Here is a 25,177-nt window from a genome sequence, read left to right as displayed (position 1 = left end):
ATCGGTTGTGGCGTGAGAGTTAGGCTTTCTCACCGTCGCCACCCCGGACTTGATCCGGGGTCCATTCAGGCCAGCGTTGAGACAATGGATTCCGGATCAAGTCCGGATGACGATGGTCTACATGGGTCAAATCAGCCCGCCACGGCCAAAAAATTCTGCGGCGATTCGCTGAAACGAACCGAATCGACCCTCTCAACCAAAAAAGTCGAAAAAAAGGGCCGCCCGAGGGCGACCCTTGAAAGTTTTTGGGAGAGGATGCCTAAAAGGCAAGTGTGATATTGCACTGCACAATGAATTTCGCAACTGCGAAATAAGCATCCGCAATTGCATTTTTTGCAATCATAAGCGCCTTCTCTCCCTATCGTGTGCAATCGCCGTCGCGATATGGGGCGCTCGCAATCTCGATCGACTTCCCCTAAATTGGGACCATGCGAATGTTCAACAAAGTGGATGTCACCGGCGGCCTCAGTGATTTCTGGGGCTATATCCGCGAACCGCGCCCGCATCGCTGGGCGATCTGGGGCGTCGCGCTCGCGCTGACGTGGGTTATTTTCCACGGCGTCTCGGAATATCTGATCCCTTATGAGAAGCCGAAGCCGCAGATCATCTATTTCGAAAATTGGAAGGCGACGCGAAGCGAAGGCGAGATTCGCGCCGACTGGGTCGCGCGGGCGAAGGAGACGACGCGCCTCAATGCCGAAAAGCGCGCCGAATATCAGCGGCTCGCGAAAAGCCTGGGGGTCGACTATGATTCGACCGAAGCCGACCGGGTGACACGCGAGACATTGGGCGACGCCGCGGCGGCAGCGGCGATGAAAAAGCCCGCGCCTGCGAGGACGCGCTCGACGCTGGCCGAACGCGCGGCGCGTGGGCCGCAATCCGCTCCGGCGGGACAAAACCAGCCCTGATGCAGCCCGCGCCGCCGACCGACGCCGACTGGATGGCCTCCGCGATCGCGCTGTCGCGGCGCGGGCGGCCGACTGCGGCGCCGAACCCCAATGTTGGCTGTCTTCTTGTCCAGCCTGCCTCCGCGAAAGCGGGGGGGCGGATCGTCGCACGGGGCTGGACCCAGGCCGGCGGCCGCCCGCATGCCGAAGCGGTCGCGCTTGCGGCTGCGGGGGACGCTGCGCGGGGGGCGACCGCCTATGTCAGCCTCGAACCTTGCGCCCACGCCAGCGACCGCGGTCCAGCGTGCAGCGACCTGCTGATCGCCGCCGGCGTCGCCCGCGTCGTGATCGCGGCGCGCGATCCCGACCCGCGCACCGACGGCGCCGGGATCGCGCGGCTGCGCGCGGCGGGGATCGAGGTCGTCGAGGGCGTGCTGCCCGCCGAGGCGCGCGCTGCGATGGCGCCATGGTGGACGCGGCGGCACGAAGGCCGACCCTTCGTCACCCTCAAGCTCGCAACCTCGCTCGACGGCTGCATCGCGATGCCGGACGGGGCGAGCCGCTGGATCACCGGCGACCGCGCGCGCGCGCATGGGCATCTCGAACGCGCGATGCATCAGGCGATTCTCGTCGGGCGCGGGACGTTCGCGGCCGACGCGCCGCGGCTCGACGTGCGGCTGCCGGGGCTCGAAGACCGCAGCCCGCGCAAATTGCTCCTGACGCACGGGTCAGCGCCCGAAGGGTGGACCGCGGTCGCTTCGCCCGACGCGATCGACGGCGTCGATTCGGTGCTGGTCGAGGGCGGCGCCGGCGCGGCGTCGGCCTTTCTGGCCGCCGACCGCGTCGACCGGTTGCTCCTCTATCGCGCGCCGATCCTGATCGGCGGCGGCAAAGCCGCGCTCGGCGACATCGGTTTGACCGACCTGGCTGCGGCGCACGGCCGCTGGCGCCTCGCCGACGGCCGGATGCTTGGCAGCGACCGGCTCGACGTCTACGAGCGGGTGCGAAGGGATTAAGAGGCTTTTATGTTCACCGGCATCATCACCGACATCGGCACCATCCTGACCCATGAAGACCGCGGCGACACGCGGCTCGTCATCGGCACAAGCTATGATGTGGACAGCATCGCTCTCGGCGCGTCGATCGCCTGTTCGGGCGCGTGCCTGACCGTCGTCGACAAGGGCGTCGATGCGGGCAGCAACGGGCCGGGCGGCTGGTTCGCGATCGACGCGAGCGCCGAAACGCTTGCGCGCACCGCGCCGGGGATGTGGGACGCGGGGCGCCGCCTCAACCTCGAACGCGCGCTGCGCGTTGGCGATGAACTCGGCGGCCATATCGTCACCGGCCATGTCGACGCGGTCGGGCGGATCGTCGCGATCGAGCCCGTGGGTGACAGCGTCAAGGTCACTGTTGAGGCGCCCGCGTCGCTCGCGCCGCATATCGCGCCCAAGGGCTCGATCACCCTCGACGGCGTGTCGCTGACGGTCAACGACGTGATCGATCAGCCGGACGGCACCGCGCATTTCACGCTCAACATCATCCCGCACACGCAGGCGATGACGACGCTGGACGAAGCCGTGGCGGGGCGCCCGGTCAATCTAGAGATCGATGTCCTCGCCCGCTATCTGGCGCGGATGCAGGCGCGGGGGTGAGCGCGGGTTTTTGATGGATCTCATGCAAAGGCGCCAAGGCGCAAAGAAGAACTGCGCCAACGGCGTGATTTTTGGATAGTCTCACACAAAGGCACAAAGAGGGTGCGCGCTGTTGAGCTGCCTGTCCTGGGGCAAGAGGCTGTTCATCTGAGATTGACCGGACAAAGTCCGGCCCGTTCAGGGACCAGATGCGCCGCCGCGGCTCGTCTTCTTTGCGCCTTGGCGCCTTTGCGTGAGATGATTCGGACAGGCGCTCACCCCTCAACCCAACCCGCTGCCAGTTCGGGGTCCGCGATGATCATCGACCGCCGCATCGCGAGCCGGCCAATGCGGAGCAGTTCGGCCTTGCGGCGCGCGGGGGCGAGGTTGCGGTGCGCGGCTTCGCGCACCACCGCGGCGCCATAGCGGTCGGCGACGATCAGGCCGGAGCTTTCGTAGCCTTCGGTTTCGAGGATCGCGGGGTCGAGCCCCGCGGCAAGCGCCCAATAGAAGCGGTCGCACCAGTCGCAATAATCGGGCCATTTGCCATCGCCGTGCAGGTCGGCGCGGCTGACCTTGATCTCGACGATCGTGATATTGCCCCGCGCGTCGATCGCGGTGAGGTCGGTGCGGCGGCCGTTGGGAAGCGTCACCTCGGGGATCGCGACGAGCCCCTGCTGCGCGAACAGCCGGCACACGCCGCGCGCGACGTCCGCGGCGGTCAGCAGGTCACTCGCCATGGGTCAGCGCCTCAGAAGGGGACGTCGTCGTCCAGATCGTCGTCGAAGGGCGGGCGGCTGCCGCCGCCCGAACCGCCGCCGCCCTGGTTCCAGCCGCCGCCCGAGCTTCCGCCGCCGGACGAGCCGCCCTGATCCCAGCCGCCGCCCGAACCTCCCGAGCTGCCGCCGCCCTGGCCCCAGCTATCGCCGCCGCCGCGCGAACCACCACCGCCGCCCGGTGCGCCGTCGAGCATGGTGAGGGTGCCGCCCATGCCCGCGATCACGACTTCGGTCGTATAGCGGTCGTTGCCGTCGCGGTCCTGCCACTTGCGGGTGCGAAGCGAGCCTTCGATATAAACCTTCGAGCCCTTCTTGAGGTAGCGCTCGACGACGCCGACCAGCCCTTCGCCGTTGATCACGACGTTATGCCATTCGGTGCGCTCCTTGCGCTCGCCGGTCATCCGGTCCTTCCACTGTTCGCTGGTCGCGATGCGGATGTTGGCGATCTTGCCGCCGTTCTGGAACGACTTGATTTCGGGATCGGCGCCCAGATTGCCGATGAGAATTACCTTGTTGACGCTGCCAGCCATCGCCGCTCCGCTCCGCTTGAAGTTTGGGAGGATCAGCCGAGTCCGAAGGCGACGGCCGTCCAGTAAGTGATACCAGCAGCGGCATAGGCGAGTGCGAACAAATAGCCAACCATGAACAGCGGCCATTTCCACCCGTTGGTCTCGCGCCGTGTGATTGCGATCGTCGAAATGCACTGCGGCGCGAAGACGAACCAGGCGAGGAAAGCGAGCGCGGTCGCGAGGCTCCAGCGGCCCTGAAGGCGCTCGCCGAGCGACATCGCCACCGCTTCCTCGTCGTCGCCGGCGTCGATCGCATTGGCGGTGGCGAGCGCGGAGACCGCGACCTCGCGCGCCGCCATCGCCGGGATCAGCGCGAGCGCGATGTCGTGGTTGAAGCCGATCGGCTTCACGACGGCCTCCAGCCCGCTCGCGATATGGCCCGCGACGCTATAGTCGACCTGGCGCACGTCGCTGTCCGCGGGCGCCTTGGGAAAGCTCAGCAGCAGCCACAGCACCACCGTCGTCATCGCGATGATCGTGCCCGCGCGGCGGAGGAAAATCCACGCGCGCTGCCATAGCGCGATGGCGATGTCGTTCAGCCGCGGCCATTGATAGCGCGGCATCTCCATCATGAAGCCCGCGGCATTGCCCTTGGTCACCGAACGGCGAAGGACCCAGGCGACTAGCAGCGCGCCGACGATGCCACTCAGGAACAGGCCGAAGAGGACGAGGCCCTGCAACCCGACCGGCGAGCCGCCGACGGTTCGTGCGGGAATGAAGGCACCGATGACCAGCGTGTAAACGGGCATTCGCGCCGAACAGGTCATCAGCGGCGCGATCAGGATCGTCGTCAGCCGGTCCTTCTCGTCGGGGATCGACCGCGTCGCCATGATGCCGGGCACAGCGCAGGCGAAGCTGGAGAGCAGGGGAATGAATCCGCGCCCCGACAAGCCGACCTTGCCCATCAGCCCGTCCATCAGGAAGGCGGCGCGGGTCATGTATCCCGACGCCTCGAGCAGCAGGATGAAGAGAAAGAGGATCAATATCTGCGGCAGAAAGACGATCACCGCGCCGACGCCCGCGAGCAGCCCCTCGACGATCAGCCCGCGCAGGAAGCCGTCGGGCAGGGTGTCGACGACCCAGCCCTGCAGCACGCCGATCCCGCCTTCGAGGAAGTCGGCGGGCGCTTCGGCGGCGGCATAGACCGCCTGAAACATCACGAACATCAGCGCGAGCAGGATGACGAGGCCGCCGACCGGGTGGAGCACGACCGAATCGACGCGCTGGGTCCAGCGGCGCACCGGCGTCTCGTCGATCGTCGCGGCGCGCGCGATCGCGCGGGCACGCTGGTGGAGCGAAGCGTCGTTCGGCGGCGGCGCCACCGCGGTGCGCGGCTGGTGCGCGGCGATCGCGCCGTCGACCGCCTCGAGCAGCTCGGCAAGCCCGCGCTTGCGCACGGCGACGGTCGGGACGACGGGGACGCCGAGTTCGCGCGACAGCCGTTCGGGATCGAGCGTCAGCCCGTCGCGTGTCGCAAGGTCGAGCATGTTGAGGGCGACCACGGTCGGCAGGCCGAGCGCGAGCAATTCGAGCGCGAAGCAGAGATGATTGTCGAGGTTCGCGGCATCGACGACGACGATCAGCGCGTCGGGGCGCGCCTCGCCCGCCTGCTTGCCGAGCACGACGTCGCGCGTCACCGCTTCGTCGAGGCTCGCGGGGGTCAGGCTGTAAGTGCCGGGAAGGTCGATCAGCGACAGCGGGCGGCCGTCGGCGAAGCTCGCATGACCCGCCTTTCGCTCGACGGTGACGCCGGGATAATTGGCAATCTTCTGCCGCGCGCCGGTCAGCGCGTTGAACAGGCTCGACTTGCCGGCATTGGGATTGCCGACGAGGGCGATGGAGGGGATGGCGCCGGTCATATCATTCGTTTCATGCGGCGGGTTCGACCTCGATCGCCGCGGCCTGCCGCGCGCGGATGATCACCTGCATCCGCCCGATCGTCAGCGCGAGCGGATCGCGCGAAAAGATGCTGCCGCGATGGCGCGGCGTGATTTCACATCCTTCGAGCAGCCCGAATTCCCGCAGGCGCCGCCCCTCGTCCTGCGACATGGCGTTCCAGTCGATGCGGGCGATGCGCACGGCAATGCCGAGCGGTGAGGAATCGAGCTTCGCGATCATTGCGAGCGATTATCAATAACAGCAGGCGAAGGCCAGCCCTGTTTGTAAATTGCGTTCAGCGTCCCGGATAGCGCAGACGGCCGACGAAGCGGGCGAGGCTGGGGCGCTCGATGCTGCGCGATGCGCGGCGGTGTTTCCACGCCTCGAAGCGCATCACGCTGTCGATGCGGCGGGCGAGGAAGGCGCGGGTGTCAGCGAAGCCTTCGCTCTCGTCGTTGAGAAACACCGCCATCGTCGAGCCGTAAACCGCGCCGAGGATCGCGCGCTTGCTGTAGTGGTTGTAGTCGGTCGCGGTGTCGCCCGCGAGCCGCCACATCAGGTCGGCGGCGCGCCAGCCGAGCTTCGCGGCGTGCGGGGCATTCGCCGGCAGCGCGAGCAGAGCGAGCGCGCGGCGCAGCGATTCGCGGGTTCCGGCGAGCAGGTCGATGCGCGTTTCGACGAGCGTCGTGATCCGCTCGCGAATCTTGAGCGGTGCGAGCTTTTCGGCGGGCCAGCGGTCGGCCATCGCGCCGTCGATGCTCGCGAACCAGGCGTCGACCATGTCGCGTCCGCCGCCGGGAAAGGCGAGGCGGGCGACGTCGGGATCGACCCCGGCGCGTTGCGCGGCGTCGGCCAGCGCCGCGTCGCTGAAACCGTCGAAGGCCGCCGTCTCGGCGATCAACGGTGCGAGTGCGGCGCGAATCTCGTCGAGCGTCGGATCGGCGGGAAGGGTGTCTGCCATGACCATCAGATAGGCCGCGCGGCGCGGCTCGGCAACCGAATCAGCACGAGCGCGGCGGCGACCATCGCGCCGCCCGCGATCTCCCACAGGCTCAGCGTCTCGCCGAAGACCAGCCAGCCTGCGATCGCTGCGACGACCGGCTGGACGAGCAGGGTCAGCCCGACGACGAGCGGCGAGAAACGCGGCAGCGCCCAGATCAGCAGGCCCTGGCCGACAAGCTGGCTCATCAGCGCGAGGACGAGCAGCGGCGTCCAGTCGTGCGGCAGGATCGTCTCGCCGAGCGCAAGCGCGGTGACGAGCAGCACGGGGATGCCCGCACCCGACGAAATGGCGAGCGCCGACCAGGCGCCGACCTCGCCGCGCACGCGCTGCATCATCAGCACATAGCCGGTGTAGAGCGCGCCCGCGAGCAGACTGAGCAGGTCGCCGACCAGATAGGCGGCCGACGCTTCGTAGCTCTGTCCCATCAGCAGCGCCGACCCCGCGAAGGCGAGGAAGATCGCGAGCGCCTGCCAGCTGCGTGGCCAGCTCCGCGACAGCATGATCCCCCAGATCACGAGCAGCAGGCTGGCGCTGTTGCCGAACAAGGTCGCGTTGGCGACCTTGGTCTGCAGGATGCCGAGGTGCCAGGCGGCGAGATCGAAGGCGAAGAAGAGTCCCGCGCCGGTCGCGATCCAGAGCGCGCGGGGCGAGGGCGGACGCCCCCCCGTTTCGCGCCACGCGAGCACGAGCAGCACCGGCAGCGCGAGCGACAGGCGCCACACGCCCGCCGCGACCGGGCCGGTGTCGGCGAAGCGTACGACCAGCGCGGTCAGCGACAGCGCGAGATTGCCGCCGAGAAGCGCCGCAAAGGCCCAGCGATTGACGGTCGCGGCCATGGGCGTGCTGTCCACACTGTCGCTCTTGTTGCTCATTTAGATTTTCTTTTGCTACCCACCATTGTGCCGGCGCCGCGGCGACCATAGCTTCGCGGGCCATAGCGGCGACCGGCCAAGGCGTCGCGGATAAAAGTGAAAGGTGGAAAAGCATGACCGCATCACTGTTCGACCCGATCAAGCTGGGGGCCATCGAGGCGCCGAATCGCATCATCATGGCGCCGCTGACGCGCGGCCGCGCCGGGCCGGGTTTCGTGCCGAACGAACTGGCGCGCGACTATTACCGCCAGCGCGCCTCCGCCGGGCTGATCATTTCCGAAGCCACCGGCATCTCGCAGGAAGGGCTCGGCTGGCCGAGCGCGCCGGGCCTGTGGACCGACGCGCAGGTCGAAGGCTGGAAGCCGGTGACCGACGCGGTCCACGCCGCGGGCGGGCGCATCGTCGCGCAGCTCTGGCACATGGGGCGGCTCGTCCATTCGGTATTCAACGACGGCAAGCAGCCGGTGTCGGCGTCGGCCACCAAGGGCGAAGGCCGCGCGCATACGCCGGTCGGGCGCCGCGATCTGGAGGAAGCCCGGCCGCTGCGGCTCGACGAGATTCCGCGCGTGATCGGCGACTATGTGAAGGCGGCGGAGAATGCGAAGAAGGCCGGCTTCGACGGGGTTCAGCTTCACGGGGCCAACGGCTATCTGATCGACCAGTTTCTGCGCGACAACAGCAATTTGCGCGACGACGATTATGGCGGGTCGGTCGAGAACCGCATTCGCCTGCTCCGCGAAGTGACCGAGGCGCTGATCGGCGTCTGGGGCAAGGATCGCGTCGCGGTTCGCCTGTCGCCTAACGGCGACACGCAGGGGGTCGACGACAGCGCCCCCGAAAAGCTCTTCCCCGCGGCCGCCGCTGCGCTCGATGCGCTCGGCATCGCCTTCCTCGAACTGCGCGAGCCCGGCCCCGACGGCACCTTCGGGCGCACCGATGTGCCGAAACAGTCGCCCGCGATTCGGCAGGCGTTCAAGGGGCCGCTGATCCTCAACAGCGATTACACCGCCGCGCTCGCCGAGGAGGCGCTGGCCAGCGGCGCCGCCGATGCGGTTGCCTTCGGCCGGCCGTTCATCGGCAACCCCGACCTCGTCGAGCGCATCCGCACCGGCGCCGAATGGGCCGCCGACAATCCGCAGACCTGGTATTCGCCGGGGCCGGAGGGTTATACCGATTATCCGGCGCTGGTGGCGGCCTAGGCCGGATCGAACAATACTCTGGTGTATCCCCGCGAAGGCGGGGACCCATCTCCGGACGGTTCTAAATGGCACCGACAGGAGATGGGCCCCCGCCTTCGCGGGGGCACGCGGTTTCTTTAGCGATGGGTTGTTATGCCCTCTCCGCGAGCGCCTTGTCGACGATCCCCGCACCGATCGGCGCCAATATCTTGCCCCCGAACCGGAAGGCGAGAAACGCGCCTATGAACAGCAGGACCGGCGCGATGAACAACCCGACGATGGTGGCGATCAGGACAACGAAGAAGAGGGTCGCGAAGCCGCCGTTCAGCACCTGCTGCCCCTTGGGGCCGAGCTCGATCGTTCGCGGCCCTTTGGCATCCCACCATTTGCCGGTGACGATCGTCTTGCGGGCGCCCGTGGCTGGTCGCGCGCCCGATTGGGGTCGCGGTTGGGGGCGCTGCGCGATGCGCGCGGGGCCGGCAGCGGCGGCCGGCCGCTGGTCCTGCCACGGTTGCTTGCGGTTCATCGCCGCCACGGTCGCCACCATCCGGTCGCTCACGGGCGGCACGGGCGGCTCGATCACCCGTTCGATGACCGGAGCTGATGGATCGGCGAAAGCATCGACCGGAAATCGCTGCGCCGCGGGAAGGGCCGGCTCGTTGCCCATCCGCCGGTCATAGTCGGCCATGCGCTCGGCGGCGCTTGGCGGGGTGCGGCCGGTCTCGCGATCGATCACCACCAGCCGCCCGCCGCGTTCGACGACGGAATAGCGGCCGGGGGGCGGTCGATCAGCCAATGCCGAATTGTTCCTTCAGAGCCAGCATCGCGAGCGCGGCCTTCGCCGCTTCGCCGCCCTTATCCTTGCGCGTCTTGTCGGCGCGCGCAAGCGCCTGCTCTTCATTCTCGACGGTCAGGATGCCGTTGCCGATCGCCAGGCCGTCGAGCGTCAGCGCCATGATGCCGCGCGCGCTTTCGTTCGAGACGACCTCGAAATGATAGGTCTCGCCGCGAATCACCACGCCGAGTGCGACATAGGCATCGTAGCGCGAACTATCGGCGGCAAGCGAGATGGCGGCGGGAACCTCGAGCGCGCCGGGGACCGTCACCGTCTCATGGCTGTGCCCCGCGGCGTCGAGCGCGCTGCGCACGCCACCCAGCAGCATGTCGTTGAGGTGCGAATAGAAGCGGGCTTCGACGATCAATATATGGGCCATGACGGACTCCTTAAGCGGGTGGGACAAGATGCGAAAGCAGCAAAAGCAGGGCGCCCGCCGCGATCAGAACGGCGGCGGTCAGGCTGTGGAGCGTGACACGCTCCTTCATCCACAGCCACGCGATCAGGATGCTGACGAGGATGCAGGTTTCGCGCAGCGCGCTGACCGTGGCAACGGGGGCGTAGCGCAGCGCGACGAGGGTCGATCCGAAGCTGACGATGGCGAGGCCGCCTGCGGCGATCCCGGGCCTGAGGTTGCGGGTAAGACGCGCGGCGGCGGCCGGGCCCGCGACGAGGCGGAACTGGAGCAGCAGCGCGCTTCCAGTTGCGAAGAAGAACCAGCAGAGAAAGGGTAGAACCCCATCGCTCGCGCGCATCCCGCCGGCGTCGACGACGGTGTAGGCGGCGGTCAATACCCCCGCCGTCAGCGCGGCGATCAGCCCGGCGCGTCTGATACGGCCGCCAGCCGACAGCGACAGGATGCCGGCGCTGATCGTGGTCACGCCCGCGGTCTCCGCGAGCCCGGGGATTTCGCCGAACAGCAAGGCGCTGGCGCCGATCGCGACCAGCGGCGCGGTGCCCCGCGCGATCGGAAAGGCGACCGAGAAATCGTTGAGCGTGTAGGAACGGGTGAGCACCAGCGAATAGACGCTGTGCAGGACCACCGCCCCGGCGAGCCACGGCAGCATCGCCGGGGTCGGCCAGCCGAGGAAGAGCAAAGGACCGGCGGCCGCGGCCGCCCATGTCGCGCCGCACAGCGCGCGCACCGCTTCCTGGTCCTCGCCCGACTTGAGCATGGCGTGCGATGAAGCGGTGGTCAGCGCGGCGACGACCGCGAAGCCGATGCCCAGCGACTGGCTCACCGTTCGAGAGAGGCGAGCGAACCGCCCTCGAAGGCGGGATCGTGGCTAATTTCGCGCACGGTCCAGGGTGGCGCGATGATCGCAGCGAGGCTGGCTGCGTCGGGTCCTTCGATTTCGAGCAGTTCGAGCGGTGCGAGTGCGCCTTTGAAGATATCGAGGCTGAAGCGCTTGCCCTCCCATTCGACCGGATAGCGACGCTTGACGATCCGCCGGCCCGGCAAGCGGGCGAAGACGGCATATTCGCCCTCGACCAGATAGGCGGTGACAATTTCGCGCGAGGTCGGGTCGGCGGCCTCGTATTTCTTGGTGAGCTTACGGGTCAAAAGGCCTGTACTGTCGGTCATCCGCCGCAACCGCAACCGGGTGCCCTCGATGTAGAGATCCTCGATCAGGACGGCAGGCAGGTCGCCGAGAGCGGGGCGACGATCTAGATCAACAAGCCAGCGCCGCTCGCGCTCGATAAGTGCATATTTGGGCGCCGCACCATCATCCTCCCCGGTCCGGATCATGGGTTCGGCGCTATTCGGCCTCGCCGGGGATCGACCGTTCGCCGACGACCGACAGGCCATAGCCTTCGAGGCCGACGATATTGCTGTGGGTGGGGGTGAGCAATTCCATCGCATGGACGCCGAGGTCGGCGAGGATTTGTGCCCCGATGCCATAGGTGCGCAGGTCCATGCCGCCCGCGGGGGCGGGAGTCGCTTCGGCATCGGCCGAGCCGGGGAGCGGGCGCATCAGCATCACGATCACCCCCGCGCCCGCTTCGCCGATCGCATCCATCGAGCGCTGGAGGCGGCGCTTGCGGGGGCCGGGACGCCCCATGATGTCGTCGAAGATCGACACGGCGTGCATGCGCACCAGAGTCACGCCGTCGGGGTCGACCGGTCCCTTTTGCAGCACCAGATTGACCGAGCCGTCGACCTTGTTGCGATAGGATTTGAGCCGCCAGTCGCCGCCGTAATCGGATTCGAACGGCTCGTCGGAGACGCATTCGACGAGGCGGTCGGTGCGGCTGCGATAGGCGATCAGGTCGGCGATCGTCCCGATCTTCAGCCCGTGGCGCCGCGCGAAGGGGATGAGGTCGGCCAGCCGCGCCATCGTCCCGTCGTCGTTCATGATCTCGCAGATCACCCCCGATGGGTTGAGCCCGGCGAGCCGCGCGATGTCGACCGATGCCTCGGTATGGCCGGCGCGCACGAGAACGCCGCCGTCGCGCGCGATCAGCGGGAAGATATGGCCGGGGGTGACGATGTCGTCGCGGGTCTTGCCGGCGTCGATCGCGACCGCGACGGTGCGCGCGCGGTCGCCCGCCGAAATGCCGGTGGTGACGCCCTCGCGTGCCTCGATCGAGGTGGTGAAGGCGGTCTCGTGGCGGGTCCCGTTGTTGCGGCTCATCAGTTCGAGCCCGAGCGTCTCGACGCGACCGCGCGTCAGCGTCAGGCAGACGAGCCCGCGGCCGTGGGTCGCCATGAAATTGATCGCGTCGGGGGTCGCCATCTGCGCCGGAATGACGAGGTCGCCTTCATTCTCGCGATCCTCGTCATCGACGAGAATGAACATGCGGCCGTTGCGCGCCTCGGCAATGATCTCTTCGGGGCTCGCCATCGGCGACAGGTCGCTGCCGTGCGCGAGCCAGTTCTCGAGCTTGCGCAGCGTTTCGGCGGTGGGGTTCCAGCTCTCCGAATCAAGGTCGCGAAGACTGTTGGCGTGCAGGCCCGCGGCGCGCGCGAGCCCCGAGCGGGACATGGTGCCGTCTTCGACGATGGCGCGGATGCGTTCGATGAGCTGTGTGGACATGCGGCGTTTGTTTCACATTGCAATGTTAGTGTCAATTCATGAATCACATTGTGGGGGCGTGAAGATACATTCGCGCAGAAGCGCAGAGAGCGCAGAGGAATTAAACTGGCCTGTTGAACCGCGAAGGCGGGGGTCCATCTCCGGTTGGCGCGCGATGGAACCGGCAGGAAATGAATCCCCGCCTTCGCGGGGACACAGAAAATCTCCGCGATCTCCGCGATTCTGCGCGAAATTTTCGCCGGCCCGCGCCCGGGTCGGCGAATCAGTTCGGGCCGAACACCGCGCCGGGATCGCGCGGCGCGATGTCGGCCTTGGCGTCGAGCAGCGCGAGATACTGGCCAGTGCGGTCGTCGCGCTTGGCATAGTCGCGCGCCGACATGCCCGCGATATGGTCGGCCTTGTCGGGGTCCGCGCCATGGCGGACGAGCAGGCGGACCACCGCGGCATTCTTCGCCTGCACCGCTAGGATCAGCGCCGTCTCGCCGCGGCGGTTGGTCTGGTCGACCGGCGCTTTCGCGTCGAGCAGCGTTTCGGCGCCCTCGGCGAAATTGAGCAGCGCGCAATGCATCAGCGCCGTCATCCCCTGCCGGTCGGCGATCGACGGATCGGCGTCCTTGCCGATCAGAAAGCGCAGCCAGGTCGGATCGCGCCGCTTGGCGACCAGGATCAGCGCGGTCTCGCCGGTGTCGGGGTTGCGCGTGTTGACGAAGGACGGGTCGTCTTTCAGCGCCTCGGTCGCCTTGTTGCCATCGCGGCTCTCGACCGCCTGAAGGAAGGCATAGGCGCCGCGGAACTGGGCGAACGCCGGAGCTGGCGCCAACGCGCCTGCCGCCGTGGCGGCGAGCAGGGCCAGGAAAGCAAGGCGGAATTCCGCGCGTCGGACCATGATAAGCGACCCCTCGCAATATGCCGTGAACCGAGGAACGGCAAATGCGCCCCCGTACGACAATGGTTGATTTTCGGGCCTTAGCCGATCAAGGCTGGCCGCATGATGAATATCGCAATTATGGGACGAAAGCTCGCCCGTTCAAGCCTGCTTCTGCTGACGGCGGCGATGCTGGCGGGCTGCAACGCCCCGGCGGGCGCTCCCGCCGGCGATCCGCCGCTTGCCGGCGCGAAGATCGGCGGGCCGTTCACGCTGACCGATCAGGACGGCAAGACCGTGCGCGACACCGACTTCGCGGGAAAATACCGCCTCGTCTATTTCGGCTACAGCTATTGCCCCGACATCTGTCCGGTCGACCTGCAAAAGCTGATGCGCGGCCTGTCGGCGTTCGAGAAGAGCGATCCGGCGCGCGGCGCCCGGGTCGCGCCGATGTTCATCACCGTCGATCCCGAACGCGATACGCCCGCGGCGCTGAAGGCCTTCGTCAGCCGCTATCACCCGCGGCTGCTCGGCCTGACCGGCACGCCCGAGCAGATTGCGGCGGTCGCGAAGGCCTATGTCGTCACCTACAACAAGGTGCCGGGCTCGGCCCCCGACCGCTATCTGATGGCGCACAGCCAGCTCGCTTTCCTGATGGACCCGGTGGGCAAGCCGCTCGCGCTGCTGCCGCTCGACGATCCGTCGACCGAGCCCGACGAGGGCGCGCCCGACAAGGTCGCGGCCGAGCTGGCGAAGTGGGTGAAGTGAGTCCGGCCGGGCGCCGCTTCTGGGAAGCGCCGCTCGCCAGCCTCGACGCCGGCGAGTGGGAGGCGCTATGCGACGGCTGCGGCAAATGCTGCCTCCACAAGCTGGAGGACGAGGACACGGGCCGCATCTATCCGACCAATGTCGCGTGCCGCCTGCTCGACCTTTCGACCGCGCGCTGCGGCGATTACAAGCATCGCCGCCGCCACGTTCCCGACTGCCTGACGCTGACCAGGGCCAAGGTCGCCGACATCGAATGGCTGCCGCAGACCTGCGCCTATCGCCTTCGCGCCGAGGGCGAGCCGCTGCCCGACTGGCATTATCTCGTCTGCGGCGACCGCGACGCGGTGCATCGCGCGGGCGAATCGATCGTCGGCTGGACGGTCGGCGAGGATGTCGCGGGGCCGCTGGAGAATCATCTTGTCGAACGCGTCGTCTGATCTGCGCGACGAGCGCCCGCAGATATGGGTGGGCGAAACCCCGTGGCCGGTGCGGCTCGTCCATCATGCGCAGTCGCGGCGCTACAAGCTGATCTTCGACGGCGCGCGCGGCGAACTGCGCCTGACGCTGCCGCGGCGCGCCAATGCGGCGCGCGCGCTCAAATGGGCGAGCGAGCAGCAGGACTGGCTGGCCGAACAGGTCGGCAAAGCGGCCGCGCCGCTGCTCGTCGGGCCGGGCGCCGCGGTACCGCTGTTCGGAGTGCCGCGCCGGATCGACTGGACCGCGACCGCGCCGCGCGCGGTGCGGCTCGCGGACGATGCGCTGACGGTCGGCGGACCCGCCGAAACCGTCGGCCGCCGCATCGAGCGCTGGCTGAAGGCCGAAGCGCTCGCGCTGATGACGCGCGAAAGCCGCGAGATCGCCGATCGCGCGGGGCTTCGCGTCGGCCGCGTCGGGGTCGGCGATCCGCGCAGCCGCTGGGGGAGCTGCACCCATGACGGCGACCTGCGCTATAGCTGGCGGCTGGTAATGGCGCCCGATCACGTCCGCCGCGCCACCGTCGCGCACGAGGTCGCGCATCTGCGGCACATGGACCATAGTGCGGCTTTTCACGCGCTGGTCGACGAACTGCACGACGGCGACGTCGGTGCCGCGCGCGCGTGGCTGCGGCGCGAGGGACGGGGACTGCACCGTTATCGCTTCGGGTAGGGGCTGATCGTTTTTGACTGAATCGTCATCCCGGCGAAGGCCGGGATCTCGCCGGTGCGTCAGGTCGAGACGGTGAGATCCCGGCCTTCGCCGGGATGACGAGATAAGGAAGGCGGTGTTTCAGCCAACCCGATCCTGATCTAGGGGTTATTTCCCTCATTCCCGCTTTGACGCTGCGGGGTTTGCCCCTTTTGTGCCGGCGGGGACGGCGCCTTGGGCGCCGGAATCGTGATGAGCTTGCCTTGCGGCGCCGCCTTGGGCGCCGCGTTCGCATCGGGCGGCGGCGGGCGGCGGCCGGTCTGTTCCTCGATCCATTGCTGGTTGAGCACCGGACCCTCGTCCTGCGGCGGCGGGGGCGGCGCGTCGCCCTGCGGCGGGCGGCTGTCATAGGGCAGCTCGATCGGCATGCCATTATCGTCGGTCAGTCCTTCGTCGCCCGGCTCGCCCAGATAGGCGTCGCCTTCGTCCTCAAGCTGCCATTCGGGCAGCTTGACCTCGGTATCGAACGGCTCGACCGGACGCCGTGCGACCGCGACGCGCATATAATCGGCAAAGGCCTTGGCCGGCGCGCGGCCGCCCTGCAGGCCGCCTACGGGCTTCGCATCGTCGCGGCCCATCCAGACGCCGGTGGTCAGCCCGCTCGAAAAGCCGAGGAACCAGCCGTCCTTGTTGCTCGACGTCGTGCCGGTCTTGCCCGCGACCGGGCGGCCGATCTGCGCGGCGCGGCCGGTGCCGGTCGCGACCGCGGTCTGGAGCAGGTCGGTGATCCCGGCAGCGACCCACGTGTCGACCAGCGTCTGCCCGCGCTCGGCCGGCCGCTGATAGAGCAGGCGCCCGTCGGCGGTCGTGACCTTGGTGATCGCATAGGGCTGCGCCGAAACGCCCTTGCGCGCGACGGCGGCGAAGGCGGCGGTCATGTCGATCACCCGCACCTCGGCGCTGCCAAGCACCATCGAGGGATGGGTGTTGATCGGCGTCGTGATGCCGAACCGACGCGCCATGTTGGCGACCGCCGAAAAGCCGATCTCATCGCCCAGCTTCGCGGCGACGGTGTTGACCGAGTAAGCGAAGGCGGTGCGCAGGCTCATCGGCCCCGCAAAGCGCCCCGACGAGTTGCGCGGGCTCCAACCGTTGATCGTCACCGGCTCGTCGACGACTTGGTCGTCGACCTTATGCCCGGCTTCGAGCGCGGCCATATAGACGAACAGCTTCCACGCCGATCCCGGCTGGCGCAGCGCCTGCGTCGCGCGATTATAGTTCGACGCGACATAGTCGGTGCCGCCGACCATCGCGCGCACCGCGCCGTCGCGGTCGATCGACACCAGCGCCGCCTGCACCCCTTTCGGCGTGTCGGCCTGCACCGCCGCAGTCGCCGCGCGCTGCATGCCGAGGTCGAGCGTGGTGAAGACGTCGAGTGCGTCGCTGCCCTCGTCGATCAGCATGTCGAGCTGCGGCAGCGCCCAGTCGGTGAAATAGCGCGCGCTGTTCTGCCCGGTCTCCTGCGCGAGCTGCACGTCGGCGGGTTTGGCGCCGTCGGCCTGGCTTTGGGTGATGAAGCCTGCGTCGACCATCGTTGCGAGGACGACCCCCGAACGGCCGAGCGCGGCGGCGGCGTCGGCGGTCGGCGAATAGCGCGACGGCGCCTTGACCAGCCCTGCGACCACCGCGGCCTCCGACAGCGACATTTCGGTCGCGCTATGCCCAAAGAAGCGCCGCGACGCGGCGTCGATGCCATAGCTGCCGCCGCCGAAATAGACCTTGTTCAGATAGAGTTCGAGCAGCTCGTCCTTGGAAAATTTCCACTCGAGCGCGAGCGCGAGCACCATCTCGCGCGCCTTGCGTGTCCAGGTGTAGCTGTTCGACAGGAAGATGTTGCGCGCTAGCTGCTGAGTGATCGTCGAGGCGCCCTGCATGCGGCGCCCGGTGCCATAATGTTCGACCGCGAACACCGCGGCGCGGCTCATGCCGACGGGGTCGATGCCGGGATGATAGCGAAACCGGCGGTCCTCGACCGCGACCATCGCGTCCTGCATCACCTGCGGCGTTTCGGTCAGCGTCAGCCAGCGGCCGTAATTGGGGCCGAGCGACAGGAATACGGTGCCGTCGGCGGCGTGGACGCGGATCGTCTGCCCGGCGGGCGATTTCTTGAGCTCCTCAAAGCTCGGGATGCGCTGCACGGCGATGCCGACCGCAACCGCGATCGCGACCGCGCCGACGAAGGCAAGGCCGAGACCCCAGCGGAACAGCCGCCGGAGCCAGACGCGACCGCGCGACGGGCCGCCGGGCGAGCCCTTGCCGGACCCGCCCTTGCCCGACGATGACGATTTACCTGCGGATGCCTGCTGTCGTTCGCGGCGCAAACCTAATCCTTCCTTGAGGTCAGAACGTGCCCCGGATGTGTCAGGCCGGCAGGTCGATCAACCCTCGCCGGCCTTTGCCTCATCCTGCCCGCGCCCCTCGAAGTCAAGCGCCGCGCTGTTGATGCAGTAGCGCAGCCCCGTCGGCCCGGGGCCGTCGGGAAAGACATGGCCGAGGTGGCCCTCGCATTTCGCGCAGCGCACTTCGGTGCGGACCATGCCGTGGCTGGTGTCGGTCAGCTCGGTCACCGCGCTTTCGGCGGCGGGCGCGGTATAGCTCGGCCAGCCCGACCCGCTGTTATATTTGGTGCGGCTGTCGAACAAAGGCTCGCCGCAGCCGGCGCAGCGATAGACGCCGTCGCCCTTGTGGTCGGTATATTTGCCGGTGAAGGCGCGCTCGGTCCCGCCCTCGCGCAGGACATGATGCGCCATCGGGTCGAGGGGCTTGTCGGTTTGCGGGTCGGTCATGGTCGGAACTCCTTGTGGCGGCGTCGTGCGGCGCCCGGCTGGATCCTATATCGGCCCGGCGCCTTGTCGCCACAAGGGGCTTCGATCCGGTTCACGCGGAGGCGCGGAGAGAGACGGCTCGGGCCGGCAGGCCCCTTGTCCAGCAACGATGCTCCCGGGCGCTCCGGCGGAATCGAAAGCTGCTTTGCGGCATATCTTCTCTCTCCGCGCCTCCGCGTCTCCGCGTGAACCAAAATCCTCTGCGCTCTCTGCGCGAATCCTCTAAATACGCGTCACCCGCGACACCAGCCGCACAAGGGGCGGGAAAGCAATGGCAATCGAGGTCAGCAGGCCCGCGCTGCGGGGGTTTTCCCCCGCGCGCCAGATCAGGTTCGCGAGCGCGAAGGGCCGCACCAGGCAGACCGCGAGAGCCCGCTGGAAAGCGGGTGCTTCCGCGGGGCCGCCGCGCCGCCATGCCGCCACCGCGGCCTCGGCGCTCGCGAGTGCCAGTCCCATGCCCTCACCCGCGAGGCTGGGGATGACCCCGGCCTGATCGCCGAGCTTGAACAGCCCCGGGACCGTATCGGTCGTTCGCCAGCCATAGGGGACGTGGCCGATCGCATCGACGGGGCGCGTCCAGTCGGCCCGCGCGAGCCGTTCGCCGAGCGGCGGCAACGCGTCGCCGAGCGCGCGGAGCAGCGCCGCCGGCTCGCCCCCCGCTTCGTCGAGGCGCGATTTATGGACCGCGAGGCAGAGGTTGCCGCCGCCGCTCTCCTGCCGCACCAGCCCGGCATAGCCGCGATCGAAAAGGTGAAGCTCGACCGCATCGCCGACCAGTCGTTCGAGCACCGGATGCGCGGGAAGGCGAAGCCGCAGGCCGATGACGGGATCGCTGCGCTGCCAGCGTGCGGGTTCGCGCGGAAATCCGCGAAAGCCATGCTTGCCTGCCGCGAGGAAAAGCGACGGCGCCGTCAGCGTCGCGCCGTCGCGCGTCTGCACGGTCCCCCCCGCGAGCGCCGTCGCATGGACCCCGCGTTCCAGCCCCGCGCCTGCGGCGACGGCCGCCGCCTGCAAGGCGCCGTCGAGACGGCGGCGCGACACACCCGTCGCTGCGCCGGGCAACCTGGTTTCGCTCGACCGGCGCCCCGCGAACAGCCGCATGCGGGTGACTGTCTGCCCGCCGAGCGCGGCACGGTCGATCCCGAGCGCTTCGAGCCGCGCAAGCGTTCGCCAGCTCAGGAACCCGCCGCACAGCGCGTCGCCGGTCTCGCGCGACCGTTCGAGCAGCAGCACCTTCGCGCCCGCCTGCGCCAGCCCGATCGCCGCCGCCGACCCGGCGGGTCCGGCGCCGACGATAAGCGCATCGCTCATCGGATGCGCTCGACGCAAAGGCGATAGGGGAAGCTGCGGAAGATGCGGCATTCAGCGGCCGTTTCGGGCAGCGCATCGGCGAGCATCGCCTGCCATTCGGCGCGGCGGAAACTGCGCCCCACCGAAAGCTGTCCATCGCGCCGAACGATCGGATCGACCAGCGCGAGGCCTGCCAGCAACGGATAGCCCGCGAACGGCAGCCGCTGGCGGTGGAGGTCGTTGACCAGCCAGCCACGCGCGCTTTCACTCTCCATGAAGCGCAGGAAGCCGGAGCGCTGCTCCGGCGTCATATGATGCGCGACGAGGCTCGACAGGATGATGTCCCACCCCTGCCCCGCCAGACCGCGGTAATCGCCGGTGATCAGCCGCGCCCGCCCGCCGAGCCGCGCTGCGGCGACCGGCGCGCTGTTCGGATTGAGATCGACCCCGACGAGATCGAGCGCCACCCCGCGCGCGTCGCCCCAGCGCGCGATCCGGGCGAGCATGTCGCCCGCGCCGAACCCGACGTCGAGGATGCGCCACGGCTTCACGTCGCTTCCCCCTGCCCCGCCGCCCCCTGCACTGCCGCTGCGCGCGCGAACGCGTTCGAGGAAGCCCACCGTCGGCCGCCGCGCGAGCGTCAGCGCATTGATCCGCGACAGATCGGCGAGCACTTTGGCATAGCGTGCGGGCGCAAGCTCGCTCGCGTCCATCTCCTCCTCGCGCTCGATCGGTCCGGCGAGGCTGGTGAAGGGGTTCATGCCTCGAACCGGATCGCTTCGGCGGCGAGGCCCGGGCCGAAGGCGATGGCGATTCCCTCCCCTTTTGCGCCGCGCGCCATCATCGCAGCGAGCACGAACAGGATCGTCGCCGAGGACATATTGCCGAAGCGTGCGAGCACCGACCGGCTGTCGGCGAGCGCCTGCGCCGGCACCGCGAGCGCATGTTCGACCGCGTCGAGCACCGAACGCCCGCCGGCGTGGACCGCGAGCAGCGGCGGCGCGCCGGCCGTGCCGAACAGGTCGCGTTGCACATCAAGGCCGGTCAACGCCTCGCGCAGCCGCCCCGGCACTTCGCCCGACAGATGCATCTCGAAACCCTTGTCGCCGATGTCCCAGCGGATCAGGTCGGCGCTGTCTTCGAGCGCCAGGCTGCGCCCCTCGCCCAGCGCGAACCCGCCGGGCGCGGCCGACACGATGCCTGCGGCGGCGCCGTCGCTGAACTGGAGCATCGCGAGCAAGGGTTCGGGCCGGTCGGCGAGGCTGAGGTGCAGTGTCGACAGCTCGACGCTGACGACCAGCACGACGGCATCGGCCTGCGACCGCACGATATGCCGCGCCGTGCGCAGCGCGGTGACCCCGGCATAGCAGCCCATGAAGCCGATCAGGACGCGCTCGACCGTCGGGGCCAGCTTCAACCGCCGCGCGAGAATCTGATCGATTCCGGGCGCGACGAAACCGGTGCAGCTCGCGACGACGATATGCGTGACGCGCGCCGGATCGAATGCCGCGCCGAGCGCCGCGATCGCCTGCATCGCGAGGTCGGGCGCATGGTCGGCATAGGCCGCCATCCGCGCCGAGGTCGGCGGCAGGCCGGGCACGTCGTAGAAACCGCCCGGCGCAACCGGCGATCCGCCTGCGGGCGTCGGCGGCAGGACCGACCAGCGATGCGCGATCCCCGACCGCGCCGCCATCCGCGCGAACAGCGCGCGGGTACGCGTATCGGCGATTCGCGGGGTCGCCCAGTCGATGAAGGCTTGGTGGATATCATGATCCGGCGTTGCCGTGGCAACGGCGTTGAGCCGGACGGACGCGGGATGGATCATCGCGCATGTCTCGCTGAAAAGCGACGGTCTGACCAGCGAATAGCGCGTCGCCGACTTTACCCCGGATTAACCATGACGATGTTATCGCGGCATCCGTGAAACTGCGCTTTTTTCCCGCTTTTTTCCTGTGCTTGGCCGCCCCTTCGGCGGCCGCGGCGCAGTGTATGCTGTGCGGCAAGCCGGACAGCGGCCCGGCGATGGCGAGTCGCAAGGCCGACACGCCGCTTCGCATCGATATCGAAACCCAGCTCGACATGGGCCGCGTCGCGGCGGGTAGCAGCGGCGGAGAGGTCGTGCTCGATCCCGTCACCGGCGTGCGCCGCCTCAGCGGCGATGTCCGCGACCTTGGCGGCTTCGCGGTGACCGGCACGGTCACGGTGCGCGGCGAACCTGGCGCCGAAGTGCGCGTCTTTCTGCCGACGTCGGTCGATCTCGAAAGCGGCAGCGGCGGTATCGCGCGCGTTACCGGCCTTGCCACCGACCTCGGCGGCGCCCCGCGCCTCGGCCCCGATGGCCGACTTCAGTTCCGTTTTGGTGGGCGTTTGCAGGTCTCGGGAAGCGGCGACGGCGACTATCGCGGGCGGATTCCGGTGACGGTGGAGTATCAATAGGCGGGGAAGGCGGTTTTGGGGTGGAGAGCGGCCTTTCCCAAATCTTCGTCATTCCCGCGAAAGCGGGAACCCAGAGTGGGATCAGCCGACGCACGCTCTGGGTTCCCGCTTTCGCGGGAATGACGAAGATAAGAGATGCTGAGTGTGACTTTCAGACCCTCGTCATCCCGGACTTGGTCCGGGATCCATTCAACCGGCGCTGAGCGAATGGATCCCGGATCAAGTCCGGGATAACGAGGGAGGATAGATCGGCTTCTGATCAATTCCAGACCCTCGCGACCCGAACAGCGCCGTCCCCACCCGCACATGCGTCGCGCCTAGCATCACGGCGGTCTCGTAATCGCCGCTCATCCCCATCGAGCGCAGCGGCAGGCCGTGGCGTTCGGCCAGTTCGTCGAGCAGCGCAAAATAAGGCGCGGGCTCGACCTCGGCGGGCGGAATCGCCATCAGGCCTTCGATCGTCAGGCCCGCTTCGGCCGCTTCGGCGAGCAGCGCGGGAAGGTCGCGCACCGCGCAGCCGCCCTTCTGCTCCTCGTCGCCGATGTTGACCTGGATGAAAAGCTGCGGCCGCCTGCCGGTCTTTTCGCAGGCTTTCGCCAGCGCCTGTACCAGCGACGAGCGATCGACCGAATGGATCGCGTCGAACAGCATCACCGCTTCCTCGGCCTTGTTCGACTGGAGCTGGCCGATCAGGTGAAGGGTGATGTCCGCCGCTTCGGCACGCAGCGCGGGCCATTTCGCGGCCGCTTCCTGCACGCGATTCTCGCCGAAATGGCGCTGTCCCGCGGCGATCAGCGGGCGGATCGCGTCGGCGTCGTGGGTCTTCGACACCGCGATCAGGCAGATATCCGCGGGTTTTCGCTGCGCGCGCTTCGCCGCATCCGCGATTGCCGCCTTCACGTCGGCCAGCCGTTCCGCCGCATCGTCCATATGCTCGTCCTCGAAGGGGGCGCGTTGCGCGCGCTCGCCACGCGCCTATAGGAAGGGCGATGGTTCCGCGCCACCCTCTTGCCCGCAAACCTGCCCCCGGATTGCCGGATGTCTGGCTGTTCAGCGACGAGCGAGCGGCTGCGGGGATCGTCGAACTCGCCGCGATCCTGCCTCCCGGCAGCGGCATCGTCTTTCGCCACGACCGGCTTGCGCCGGGTGCGCGCTGGCGGATGTTCCGCCGGCTGGCGCGAATCGCGCGGACGCGAAAGCTGCTGTTGCTGCTCGCCGGCCATCCCGCGCACGCGAAGCGCTGGAACGCCGACGGCGTCCATCTCCGCCCGCCGCTCGCGTCCCGCGCCGGGGCGGCGCATCGGCTCGGCCTGATCGTCGCGATGCCGGTGCACGACGAGCGCGAAGCGCGCGCCGCGCGCCGCGCGGGCGTCGATGCGACTTTCGTCTCGCCGCTCCACCCGACGCGCTCGCATCCCGGCGCGCCGGCGCTCGGACGCGGTGCGTGGTTGCGGCTCGCGCGGCTGGCGGGAGCGAAGGCCATCGCGCTCGGCGGCATGACTCCGCCGCGCGTGCGGGCATTACGCCGTGCGGGCGCGCGTAATGCCGGCTGGGCGGCGATCGATAGCTGGGATGAAAAGGCCGTGCGGCGCCGTCAGAAGCGGAAGGCGGTTCCGACGTAGACGGCCTGGCTGTCGCGGCGCGAATCGGTCAGCGGCTGGACGCGGTCGTCGGCGCGATAGCGAACGCCCGCCGTGACATCGAGATTCCTGGTCAGGCGATAGCTGCTGACGACATCGACATTCTGATCGTCGCCGGGCGCGATGACACGGTCGGTCGCGCCGGCCGGATCGTTCGAATGGCTGGTGACGCGCGTCGCGAAGCGCGATTTCCGTTCGGCCTGCTCAGGCGCCTTGGCGACCGGCAGGTTGCGAAGATCGACCCCGCGCGGCAGTGCCGGCGTGACGAATTTCTGGAAGCCGACCGATGCGCCGAGATTATAGGCGACCGGCGTGATCGCGATCGGCATGCTGGTGCGGCCCGTCGCCGCCAGCGCGGCGGTGCGCGCGGCGCTCGATGCGTCGTCGCGGGCGCGGATGACGACGGTGATGGCCCGGTTCTCGCGGGTCCGGTCGGTGATCGCGGGGGTGAAGCTGAAGCTCCGTCGGGCTTCCGCCGACATCTTGTTATAGCGCGCGATCAGGCGCTGATCACCCGAAGCGGGGGTGAACTGGCCGAGTAGGCTTTCGGACAAATGGGTATCGCGGGCGCGGTCGGCGCGGGTCATCGCGGCGAGGGCAGGGGGTAGCGCGACCGAAATCGCCGCGGCGGCGAACAGCCCTGCTTTCCAGAAATGTCGCGGCTTGCGCGCCATCATTCTGCGACTCCATCCCCAATCGACTCGTCAGATAGGCTTCTGGTCCGGATAATTCCAGTGCTTAGCGAACGAATCATCACACCGCTCGGGCTTTTCGCCGAAGTTGTTGCGCGAACACCACAGTGCGGCCCGAAGCTGAGCAGGAGGTGAACGGCCGGAAAGACGCGATTGCCGCGCTTGCCGGACGGCGGCAAGGGCGATAGAGACGCCTCAAGATTTCCGCACGCGCCATTTTTCTGGCGCCCAAAGATAAGGTGTTCCGGCATGTCCAAGCTTTCCGCTCTTGCCTCGCGCTCGGCAGCGCTCGCTCTGCTCGGGGTCGCGGCGCTCGGCCTTTCGGCTTGCGGCGGCAAGGAGCGGCCAAAGGCCGATCTCGCGGCGTCGCAGGTGACGACGATCGGCGTGAATAGCTATCTCTGGCGCGCCTCGCTCGACGCGCTGTCGTTCATGCCGCTGCTTCAGGCCGACAGCTCGGGCGGGGTGATCATCACCGACTGGTATGCGAATCCCGCGAATCCGGGCGAGCGGATGAAGGTCACCGTGTCGATCCTCGACCGCGATTTGCGCGCCGATGCGCTCCGCGTCGCCGCCTCGCGCCAGGTGTCGCAGGGCGGCGCCTGGGTCGATGCGCCGGTGCAGGCGGCGACGGTGCAGAAGCTCGAGGAAATCATCCTCACCCGCGCCCGCGACCTGCGCCGTGGTGCGATCGAGGGTTAAGCCATCAACCTCGTCGCCCCGGCGAAGGCCGGGGGTCTCGCTCTCGCGCCTCGATGCGCCGTCGAGATCCCGGCCTTCGCCGGGATGACGATCATGTAAGACAG

The 25,177-nt window shown here is 68.4% G+C and carries 29 protein-coding genes; 10 read left to right on the top strand and 19 right to left on the bottom strand.

From position 1 onward, the window contains the following. The first annotated feature begins 428 nt into the window (after nt 1-428). The 3 genes from NP825_RS17635 to NP825_RS17625 are packed head-to-tail and all read left to right on the top strand — an operon-like array spanning nt 429 to nt 2,539. On the top strand, nt 429-908 hold the full coding sequence (locus tag NP825_RS17635; protein ID WP_257545972.1) for a hypothetical protein: 480 nt from the start codon (nt 429-431) through the stop codon (nt 906-908). A 32-nt stretch (nt 909-940) separates the two neighbouring features. Beyond that, nucleotides 941-1,903, top strand: a complete 963-nt coding sequence (ribD, locus tag NP825_RS17630) for a bifunctional diaminohydroxyphosphoribosylaminopyrimidine deaminase/5-amino-6-(5-phosphoribosylamino)uracil reductase RibD (protein ID WP_257551521.1) — start codon at nt 941-943, stop codon at nt 1,901-1,903. Between the two features lie 9 nt (nt 1,904-1,912). Further along, nucleotides 1,913-2,539, top strand: a complete 627-nt coding sequence (locus NP825_RS17625) for a riboflavin synthase (protein ID WP_257545969.1) — start codon at nt 1,913-1,915, stop codon at nt 2,537-2,539. 254 nt (nt 2,540-2,793) lie between these two features. Here the strand turns inward: NP825_RS17625 and NP825_RS17620 are convergent, their stop codons facing one another. Genes NP825_RS17620 through NP825_RS17595 form a run of 6 tightly spaced genes read right to left on the bottom strand, consistent with a single transcriptional unit; the run spans nt 2,794 to nt 7,619 of the window. Next, entirely contained in the window at nt 2,794-3,258 is a 465-nt protein-coding gene (locus NP825_RS17620; protein ID WP_257545967.1) for an MmcB family DNA repair protein, read from the bottom strand. A gap of 11 nt (nt 3,259-3,269) precedes the next feature. Next, entirely contained in the window at nt 3,270-3,827 is a 558-nt protein-coding gene (gene ssb, locus NP825_RS17615; RefSeq protein ID WP_257545965.1) for a single-stranded DNA-binding protein, read from the bottom strand. Nucleotides 3,828-3,859: 32 nt separating this feature from the next. Then, on the bottom strand, nt 3,860-5,725 hold the full coding sequence (locus NP825_RS17610) for a ferrous iron transporter B (RefSeq protein ID WP_257545962.1): 1,866 nt from the start codon (nt 5,723-5,725) through the stop codon (nt 3,860-3,862). A 10-nt stretch (nt 5,726-5,735) separates the two neighbouring features. Further along, nucleotides 5,736-5,984 carry a FeoA family protein gene (locus tag NP825_RS17605; protein WP_257545960.1) on the bottom strand — a complete coding sequence of 83 codons (249 nt, stop codon included), beginning with the start codon at nt 5,982-5,984 and terminating at the stop codon, nt 5,736-5,738. 55 nt (nt 5,985-6,039) lie between these two features. Then, nucleotides 6,040-6,705 (bottom strand): COQ9 family protein, encoded by a 666-nt coding sequence (locus NP825_RS17600; RefSeq protein WP_374046504.1) that lies wholly within the window; start codon nt 6,703-6,705, stop codon nt 6,040-6,042. Nucleotides 6,706-6,710: 5 nt separating this feature from the next. Next, nucleotides 6,711-7,619: a DMT family transporter gene (locus tag NP825_RS17595; protein WP_257545956.1), complete on the bottom strand. Its 909-nt coding sequence runs from the start codon at nt 7,617-7,619 to the stop codon at nt 6,711-6,713. A gap of 113 nt (nt 7,620-7,732) precedes the next feature. Here NP825_RS17595 and NP825_RS17590 point away from each other — a divergent pair, with 113 nt between their 5' ends. Further along, nucleotides 7,733-8,818, top strand: a complete 1,086-nt coding sequence (locus NP825_RS17590; protein WP_257545954.1) for an alkene reductase — start codon at nt 7,733-7,735, stop codon at nt 8,816-8,818. A 130-nt stretch (nt 8,819-8,948) separates the two neighbouring features. On the opposite strand, the gene NP825_RS17585 is transcribed toward NP825_RS17590, so the two are convergent. From NP825_RS17585 to NP825_RS17560, 6 genes are all read right to left on the bottom strand, one after another. Then, complete coding sequence (locus NP825_RS17585; protein WP_257545952.1) at nt 8,949-9,593, bottom strand: hypothetical protein; 645 nt, start codon at nt 9,591-9,593, stop codon at nt 8,949-8,951. Then, nucleotides 9,586-10,011 carry a 6,7-dimethyl-8-ribityllumazine synthase gene (gene ribH / locus NP825_RS17580; protein WP_257545950.1) on the bottom strand — a complete coding sequence of 142 codons (426 nt, stop codon included), beginning with the start codon at nt 10,009-10,011 and terminating at the stop codon, nt 9,586-9,588. Before ribH ends, NP825_RS17585 begins: the two co-directional genes overlap by 8 nt. A 10-nt stretch (nt 10,012-10,021) precedes the next feature. Then, complete coding sequence (locus NP825_RS17575; protein WP_257545948.1) at nt 10,022-10,873, bottom strand: DMT family transporter; 852 nt, start codon at nt 10,871-10,873, stop codon at nt 10,022-10,024. Continuing rightward, complete coding sequence (locus NP825_RS17570) at nt 10,870-11,382, bottom strand: hypothetical protein (protein ID WP_257545946.1); 513 nt, start codon at nt 11,380-11,382, stop codon at nt 10,870-10,872. Before NP825_RS17570 ends, NP825_RS17575 begins: the two co-directional genes overlap by 4 nt. Before the next feature lie 10 nt (nt 11,383-11,392). Then, nucleotides 11,393-12,670 carry a 3,4-dihydroxy-2-butanone-4-phosphate synthase gene (ribB, locus tag NP825_RS17565; protein ID WP_257545944.1) on the bottom strand — a complete coding sequence of 426 codons (1,278 nt, stop codon included), beginning with the start codon at nt 12,668-12,670 and terminating at the stop codon, nt 11,393-11,395. A gap of 262 nt (nt 12,671-12,932) precedes the next feature. Then, nucleotides 12,933-13,556: an ankyrin repeat domain-containing protein gene (locus tag NP825_RS17560; RefSeq protein ID WP_257545942.1), complete on the bottom strand. Its 624-nt coding sequence runs from the start codon at nt 13,554-13,556 to the stop codon at nt 12,933-12,935. A 102-nt stretch (nt 13,557-13,658) separates the two neighbouring features. Between NP825_RS17560 and NP825_RS17555 the strand changes: the two genes are divergently transcribed. The 3 genes from NP825_RS17555 to NP825_RS17545 are packed head-to-tail and all read left to right on the top strand — an operon-like array spanning nt 13,659 to nt 15,449. After that, nucleotides 13,659-14,303, top strand: coding sequence for an SCO family protein (locus NP825_RS17555; RefSeq protein WP_257545940.1), 645 nt, complete (start codon nt 13,659-13,661; stop codon nt 14,301-14,303). Further along, the gene (locus NP825_RS17550) at nt 14,300-14,740 is read left to right on the top strand and encodes a YcgN family cysteine cluster protein (RefSeq protein WP_257545938.1); all 441 of its coding nucleotides are present in this window, start codon (nt 14,300-14,302) and stop codon (nt 14,738-14,740) included. The genes NP825_RS17555 and NP825_RS17550 overlap by 4 nt, the downstream gene beginning before the upstream one ends. Further along, complete coding sequence (locus NP825_RS17545) at nt 14,694-15,449, top strand: M48 family metallopeptidase (RefSeq protein WP_374046503.1); 756 nt, start codon at nt 14,694-14,696, stop codon at nt 15,447-15,449. Before NP825_RS17550 ends, NP825_RS17545 begins: the two co-directional genes overlap by 47 nt. Nucleotides 15,450-15,589: 140 nt before the next feature. Here NP825_RS17545 and NP825_RS17540 read toward each other — a convergent pair whose 3' ends face one another. The 5 genes from NP825_RS17540 to NP825_RS17520 all read right to left on the bottom strand — a co-directional run bounded on the left by NP825_RS17540 (nt 15,590) and on the right by NP825_RS17520 (nt 21,428). After that, nucleotides 15,590-17,809, bottom strand: coding sequence for a transglycosylase domain-containing protein (locus NP825_RS17540; RefSeq protein WP_374046502.1), 2,220 nt, complete (start codon nt 17,807-17,809; stop codon nt 15,590-15,592). A 57-nt stretch (nt 17,810-17,866) separates the two neighbouring features. Beyond that, nucleotides 17,867-18,274, bottom strand: coding sequence for a peptide-methionine (R)-S-oxide reductase MsrB (msrB, locus tag NP825_RS17535; protein ID WP_257545936.1), 408 nt, complete (start codon nt 18,272-18,274; stop codon nt 17,867-17,869). Nucleotides 18,275-18,535: 261 nt separating this feature from the next. After that, complete coding sequence (locus NP825_RS17530) at nt 18,536-19,624, bottom strand: NAD(P)/FAD-dependent oxidoreductase (protein ID WP_257545933.1); 1,089 nt, start codon at nt 19,622-19,624, stop codon at nt 18,536-18,538. Further along, nucleotides 19,621-20,364, bottom strand: a complete 744-nt coding sequence (locus tag NP825_RS17525; RefSeq protein ID WP_257545931.1) for a methyltransferase domain-containing protein — start codon at nt 20,362-20,364, stop codon at nt 19,621-19,623. Before NP825_RS17525 ends, NP825_RS17530 begins: the two co-directional genes overlap by 4 nt. Then, nucleotides 20,361-21,428 carry a type III polyketide synthase gene (locus tag NP825_RS17520; protein ID WP_257545929.1) on the bottom strand — a complete coding sequence of 356 codons (1,068 nt, stop codon included), beginning with the start codon at nt 21,426-21,428 and terminating at the stop codon, nt 20,361-20,363. The genes NP825_RS17525 and NP825_RS17520 overlap by 4 nt, the downstream gene beginning before the upstream one ends. 131 nt (nt 21,429-21,559) lie before the next feature. Between NP825_RS17520 and NP825_RS17515 the strand changes: the two genes are divergently transcribed. Next, nucleotides 21,560-22,039 (top strand): DUF4402 domain-containing protein, encoded by a 480-nt coding sequence (locus NP825_RS17515; RefSeq protein WP_257545927.1) that lies wholly within the window; start codon nt 21,560-21,562, stop codon nt 22,037-22,039. Between the two features lie 219 nt (nt 22,040-22,258). Here the strand turns inward: NP825_RS17515 and NP825_RS17510 are convergent, their stop codons facing one another. Then, the gene (locus NP825_RS17510) at nt 22,259-22,969 is read right to left on the bottom strand and encodes a YggS family pyridoxal phosphate-dependent enzyme (RefSeq protein WP_257545925.1); all 711 of its coding nucleotides are present in this window, start codon (nt 22,967-22,969) and stop codon (nt 22,259-22,261) included. Between the two features lie 59 nt (nt 22,970-23,028). On the opposite strand from NP825_RS17510, the gene NP825_RS17505 reads away from it, so the two are divergent. After that, nucleotides 23,029-23,661 (top strand): thiamine phosphate synthase, encoded by a 633-nt coding sequence (locus NP825_RS17505; protein ID WP_257545923.1) that lies wholly within the window; start codon nt 23,029-23,031, stop codon nt 23,659-23,661. On the opposite strand, the gene NP825_RS17500 is transcribed toward NP825_RS17505, so the two are convergent. After that, a complete protein-coding gene (locus NP825_RS17500) occupies nt 23,634-24,356 on the bottom strand; it encodes a hypothetical protein (protein ID WP_257545921.1) in 723 nt (240 codons plus the stop codon). The two genes, NP825_RS17505 and NP825_RS17500, sit on opposite strands and share 28 nt — an antisense overlap. 264 nt (nt 24,357-24,620) lie before the next feature. On the opposite strand from NP825_RS17500, the gene NP825_RS17495 reads away from it, so the two are divergent. Then, nucleotides 24,621-25,073, top strand: coding sequence for a DUF3576 domain-containing protein (locus NP825_RS17495; RefSeq protein WP_257545919.1), 453 nt, complete (start codon nt 24,621-24,623; stop codon nt 25,071-25,073). Nucleotides 25,074-25,177 lie beyond the last annotated feature (104 nt).

It is taken from the genome of Sphingopyxis sp. DBS4, from assembly GCF_024628865.1.
Taxonomy (GTDB): Bacteria; Pseudomonadota; Alphaproteobacteria; order Sphingomonadales; family Sphingomonadaceae; genus Sphingopyxis.
The sequence above is the reverse complement of the archived record's forward strand: the minus strand, read 5'-3'. Positions and strand labels throughout refer to the sequence as shown.